The organism is Thermohalobaculum sp., assembly GCF_058622915.1.
Map to the genome: position 1 here is coordinate 1 of NZ_JBZSYN010000156.1, position 5,604 is coordinate 5,604.

General features: G+C 66.4%; 6 protein-coding genes. 4 read left to right on the forward strand and 2 right to left on the reverse strand.

Annotated elements, in window-relative coordinates; translation table 11 throughout:
- From AC32QD_RS12085 to AC32QD_RS12095, 3 genes are all read left to right on the forward strand, one after another.
- Positions 1 to 972 (forward strand): aldehyde dehydrogenase family protein (locus AC32QD_RS12085; RefSeq protein WP_492010755.1); only part of this gene is annotated, 972 nt, incomplete at its 5' end.
- 60 nt (positions 973 to 1,032) lie between these two features.
- On the forward strand, positions 1,033 to 1,860 hold the full coding sequence (locus tag AC32QD_RS12090; RefSeq protein WP_492010756.1) for an FkbM family methyltransferase: 828 nt from the start codon (positions 1,033 to 1,035) through the stop codon (positions 1,858 to 1,860).
- Between the two features lie 207 nt (positions 1,861 to 2,067).
- Complete coding sequence (locus tag AC32QD_RS12095; protein ID WP_492010757.1) at positions 2,068 to 3,063, forward strand: sterol desaturase family protein; 996 nt, start codon at positions 2,068 to 2,070, stop codon at positions 3,061 to 3,063.
- A 174-nt stretch (positions 3,064 to 3,237) separates the two neighbouring features.
- Here the strand turns inward: AC32QD_RS12095 and AC32QD_RS12100 are convergent, their stop codons facing one another.
- Complete coding sequence (locus AC32QD_RS12100) at positions 3,238 to 3,651, reverse strand: ester cyclase (protein WP_492010758.1); 414 nt, start codon at positions 3,649 to 3,651, stop codon at positions 3,238 to 3,240.
- A 286-nt stretch (positions 3,652 to 3,937) separates the two neighbouring features.
- Here AC32QD_RS12100 and AC32QD_RS12105 point away from each other — a divergent pair, with 286 nt between their 5' ends.
- Positions 3,938 to 4,369, forward strand: a complete 432-nt coding sequence (locus tag AC32QD_RS12105) for a YqaA family protein (RefSeq protein ID WP_492010759.1) — start codon at positions 3,938 to 3,940, stop codon at positions 4,367 to 4,369.
- A 31-nt stretch (positions 4,370 to 4,400) separates the two neighbouring features.
- Here the strand turns inward: AC32QD_RS12105 and ppk2 are convergent, their stop codons facing one another.
- Positions 4,401 to 5,171, reverse strand: coding sequence for a polyphosphate kinase 2 (ppk2, locus tag AC32QD_RS12110; RefSeq protein ID WP_492010760.1), 771 nt, complete (start codon positions 5,169 to 5,171; stop codon positions 4,401 to 4,403).
- Positions 5,172 to 5,604 lie beyond the last annotated feature (433 nt).

Here is a 5,604-nt window from a genome sequence, read left to right on the forward strand (position 1 = left end):
CGGGACCCGTCAGTGCCCATGCGTCTGGCCGAGCTGATGATCGAGGCGGGGCTGCCGCCGGGCATCCTCAACGTGGTCAACGGCGACAAGGAGGCGGTCGACGCCGTGCTCGACGACCCCGACATCGGCGCCGTGGGCTTCGTCGGCTCGACCCCGATCGCGCAATACGTCTATGCGCGCGGCACTGCGGCGGGCAAGCGCGTGCAGTGCTTCGGTGGCGCCAAGAACCACATGATCGTGATGCCCGACGCCGACATGGACCAGGCGGTCGACGCGCTGGTCGGCTCGGCCTACGGCGCGGCGGGCGAGCGCTGCATGGCCATCTCGGTCGCCGTGCCGGTCGGCGAGCAGACCGCCGACGCGCTGATCGAGCGCCTGGCGCCCCGCGTCGAGTCGCTCAAGATCGGCCCCTACACCGCGGGCGAGGACGTGGACTTCGGCCCGCTGGTCACCCGCGCCGCCTATGACCGCGTCAAGGGCCTGATCGACAAGGGCGTCGAGCAGGGGGCCGAGCTGGTCGTGGACGGCCGCGGCTTCAAGCTCCAGGGCTACGAGCAGGGCAACTTCATCGGCGGCTGCCTGTTCGACCGGGTCACCCCGGACATGGAGATCTATCGCCAGGAGATCTTCGGCCCCGTGCTCTCGACCGTGCGCGCGGGCAGCTACGAGGAGGCGCTGGGCCTCGCGCTCGACAACGAGTACGGCAACGGCGTGGCCATCTTCACCCGTGACGGCGACGCGGCGCGCGACTTCGCCACGCGGTGCAACATCGGCATGGTGGGCGTCAACGTGCCGATCCCGGTGCCGCTGGCCTACCACACCTTCGGCGGCTGGAAGCGCTCGATCTTCGGCGACCTGAACCAGCACGGCCCCGACGCCTTCCGCTTCTACACGCGCACCAAGACGGTGACGGCCCGCTGGCCCAGCGGCGTCAAGGAAGGCGCGAGCTTCGCCATCCCGACGATGGAGTAGGGGAAAGAATGCGGTCTGGGCCGCTGGCCTCGCCGTGACGGGCTCTCCGCGGAGCATTGCATGAGCGCGCGCGCCTCTCTCTTGCACCGGGCCGTCAGTCCCGCCTATCCGCTGGCACGCCGGGTGTTGCGGCGTTTCGGCATCGAGGTGTCGCGAAGCGTCAAGAAGGACGATCTGCAGGCGTTCTTCGCGAAGTTTCGCCCGCTCGAGACCGAGCACGAGCTGATACGGGTCGGCGGATTCGGCGACGGCGGATATCTGATCCCGAACGATCTCGAGGGCGTCGCCGCGTGCTTTTCTCCGGGCGTCGCTTCCGTGGCCGATTTCGAGCTGGACCTGGCGAAGCGGGGTATTCGCTCGTACCTGGCGGACTTTTCCGTCGACGGTCCGCCCGTGTCATCGGACCTGTTCGACTTTGAGAAGAAATTTCTCGGCGGCCACTGCGACGACGTCTTCATGACGCTGGATCGCTGGCTCGATGCCAAGCAGGTCGAAGGCAATGACCTGATCCTGCAAATGGACATCGAGGGCAGCGAGTACGACGTCATCTTTCAGACGGATCGCGCGACACTGAGGAGGTTCAGGATACTGGCGATCGAGTTTCACGGCTTCGAAAAACTGGGCAATCCGCCCATGCTCACGCTCATGAACAATGCATTCGACAAAATCCTGGTCGACTTCGAGATCGTCCATATTCATCCGAACAACTTCAAGGGAACCGTTGATATTCACGGCTTCGACATTCCGTTCGCGGTGGAGGTGACCTTACTCAGAAAGGACCGGATCAAGACGGCCCGTGCCGCGAGGACGTTTCCGCACGAGCTGGACCGAAAATGCGTCGCGGACCGGCCGGACGTGCCGCTGCCGCGATTCTGGTACGAGCGATAGCACGCCAGGCGGGCGCCAACCCGCCGTTCTGGTGCGAGCGGGTCGATCAGCGGGGGCCCGTCCTATGCTGCCGTCATTAGCTCCCCTCACCTGGCGCTGCGTCAATCGGGGGGTGCGACGCGCGCCGGCGGCCGGCCGTGGCGCTTGCGTGAAAATGTTGGTAAAGTAAAGCTTAGGCTGTTTGGGAGTATGGTTTCTCGGGAGCGGGTGGAGGTTGTGCACAACCGCATCTTTTCTACCATAGCTGACGCGGTTCAGACGATAACGTCACCGGGCAGCCGTTATTTCCTGCCCTATCTCTTGTTGACGGTCATGCTTGCGCTCGCCATTTGCTATTGGCGCGCCGGCTCCCTGCGCCGCGCGTTTCGCGCCGTGTGGCGGCCCGACATATTCCTGCACCGCTCGTCGATCAACGACTACAAGATCGCTGGTCTGAATTTCCTCATGATCGGGCTCGTGTTCGGCTCGGCAGTCGGAAGCGTGGTGGTGCTTACCCGTCACGTGCCGACAGTGCTCGCGGCCGTCTTGGGCGAACCGCCGGCATGGCATCCGGGCCTGATAGATTCCCTGCTCTTCGGCTTCACGCTTCTGGTCGCCTTCGATGCAGGCAACTTCATCCAGCACTGGCTGCAGCACAAGGTCCCGATCCTGTGGGAGCTTCACAAGGTTCATCACTCCGCCGAGGTGATGACCCCGGTCACGGCGGTGCGTGTGCATCCCCTCTCGCAGCTGTTCGCCTCTGCCATGGTTTCTGCGGTTATCGGTCTGGTCAACGGGCTGTTCCTGTACCTCTATGACGGGCCGGTAGCGATCTATACGCTGTTCGGCGGAAACGCGTTCATCGTACTGCACTACACCATCGGGGCATATCACTTGCAGCACTCCCACATCTGGGTGTCGTTTCCCCGTGTGTTCCAGCCTTGGCTCATCAGCCCGGCCATGCACATGATCCATCACAGCGCCAATCCGCGGCACTTCGACAAGAACTTCGCCTTCGTATTTTCCGTCTGGGACAGAATGGCCGGCACGCTCTACATTCCCGACGACTCCGAGCAGTACGGCCTTGTTCTCGGTCTGGGCGAAGAAGAACAGGCGGAACTGCAGACCGTCTGGCAGCTGTACACGACACCGCTGAAGCGTGCGGCCCGGTTGCTCGTCGGAGTCCGCGCGCGGCGAGTTCCCAAGGCCCGACAGCTGGAGTAAACGCCACCGCCCGTACCGCGGGTCGCCGGCCCCATCGCACGGTGGCGCGCCCCTGTCCCGCATCCGAGCAGGGGCACCCTGGCAGCTGTACCGCGACGGCAAGTCGGGCGGGCTTCGGCCCGCCAGCTCGGCGGCGCTACGGGCCGGGCGCCGCCCGGCCCGCGCCCCCGGCCCTCAGGCCCAGCCGAGCGCCCTGAGCGACTGGGCGTCGTTCCAGATCTTGGTCATGTGGCGGATGCGGTCGCCGTCGAAGTCCATCACATAGACGTAGTCCGCCGAGACCGACTTGCCGGTCGGCGCCACCGGCCCGCCCTCGCCGGTGTGCGTGGCGTGGAACACGGCGAAGGCGCTGACCGAGCGGCGGTCGGGGTCGGTGGCGAACGACTTCAGCTCGTAGCGGCCGTCGGGCAGGGGCGTCAGCAGGCCCTTCATCCACTCGGTGTAGCCTTCCAGGGTCTTGGTGTCGGCCAGGGCTTCGGACTGGCACGAGAAGGTCGCGCCGTCGTGGCACCAGGCCCGGCACGTCTCCCAGCCCTTGCCGGCCTCGCAGGCCTCGAAGAAATTACGGGCGGTGTCGGTAATGGTCATGGTCCGGCATCTCCTGTTTTTCGCGTCGCGCCATCGGAAAATGGCTCAGGGGGATGGCAGCGCCGGCCCACAAGGCCTGCGCAGGCACGCAATGTCCACACAATTTTTGCAACCGCAGGTAGAGCGGGGCCCTGCCGCCGCTTTGCCGCCGGCAGGCGTGGACCGGCCCGTCCGCAGAGTCTGCGCTTAAACTTATGTTACTTATCAATAACTTGCGAGGCGTCCAAATTTGGACGCCGCCGCAGCGCACCTTTCCCGCCCTGTCCATCCCCGCTAGGCTCCGCCCATGCTGCTGGCCGAACTCTCCGCCCTCGCGGGCCTTTTCCTCGCCGCCTTCGGGGCGGCGACCATCCTGCCCTTCCAGTCCGAGCTGGTCTTCGCCGCGATGCAGCTCGACGGCGCGGCGCCGGTCTGGCTCCTGATCGTGGTCGCCAGCATCGGCAACACGCTCGGGGCGGTGGTGAACTGGGTCATGGGGCTGTTCCTCGAGCGCTGGAAAGGCTCACGCTGGTTCCCGGTCTCCGAGCGCCAGATGGCCCGCGCCCAAGGCTGGTTCGCCCGGTGGGGCGTGTGGACGCTGCTTTTGTCCTGGGCGCCCTATGGCGACGCCTTCACGGTGGTCGCCGGGGTGATGCGCACGAATTTCTGGCTGTTCCTCGCCCTCGTCGGGCTGGCCAAGACCGGGCGCTACGTGGCCCTGGCCTGGCTGCTGTCGTGAAGCCGAACAGGGCCGGCAAGGCGCGGGCGGATCAGTCCTGCCGCGCCAGCGACCCGTCGGTCAGGCGCTTCTTCGAGAACGGGAACACCACCTTGCGGTCGGGGCGGGCGGAGTTGGGGTCGCAATCGGGGCACTCGACGCGGGCCAGGATGTCGCGAATGATGTTGAGCCGCGCCGCCTTCTTGTCGTCGGCCCGCACGATGGTCCAGGGCACCTGCGCGTCATGGGTGCGGCCCAGCATCTCGTCGCGCGCCGCCGTGTAGTCGTCGAACCGGGCCAGCGCCTCGGCGTCGATCGGGCTGACCTTCCACTGCTTGAGCGGGTTTACCAGCCGGTCCTCGAGCCGGCGCGCCTGCTCGGCCCGGGAGATGTCGAGATAGTATTTCAAAAGCTGGATACCGTCGCGGATCAGGATGTGCTCGAAGTCCGGCACCGCCGCCATGAAGGCTTCGTACTCGGCATGGCTGCAAAATCCCATCACCCGCTCGACGCCGGCGCGGTTGTACCACGAGCGGTTCATCAGAACCATCTCCTGGGTCGCCGGCAGCTGCGCCACGTGGCGCTGGAAGTACCACGAATGCTGCTCGCGGTCCGAGGGCTTGCCCAGCGCCACCACCCGCGTCTCGCGCGGGCTCAGGTGCTGGACGATGCGCTTGATCGCCCCGTCCTTTCCCGCGGCGTCGCGACCCTCGAACAGCACCAGCACGCGCAGGTCGTCCTTGATGATGTGGCGCTGCAGCTTGACCAGCTCGATTTGCAGCCGGCGCAGCGTGGCCTTGTAGGCGTCGTGCTTCTTTCCCATTGCCTGCTCCCGGCCTGACCGGCGGTCCGGCACCCATCTTACCCGAATTTCCGTATGCAAAAGAGGGCCGCGTCGCCGCGGCCCTCCCGTGAGCTGGTGACGGTCGGCCGGGTCGGGGATGGCCCCCGCGGCCCGGTCCGGCCGGAAAGAAGGCTGCTCCCTACCGGCCGGCTCCGCGCCTGACCCGCACCACCATCTCCAAGGTCTCACTCGACATTGGACCACCTCCTTTCTGCTGCTTCAACGCGTCGTCCCAAGGTAGCGCATCGCCGCCCCGGCGCAACGCAAAAAGAGGCGCAGAGCGGGCTGCGCCGGGAGCCGTCTCGCAGCCCGGCAGCATCGCCGCCGCGGGCTCCGGTGGCAGCCCCACCCGGTGCCGCCAAAAAACCGGCTCCCGCCAGGGGATCCGCTCCCGTCAGGGGATCCGCTCCCG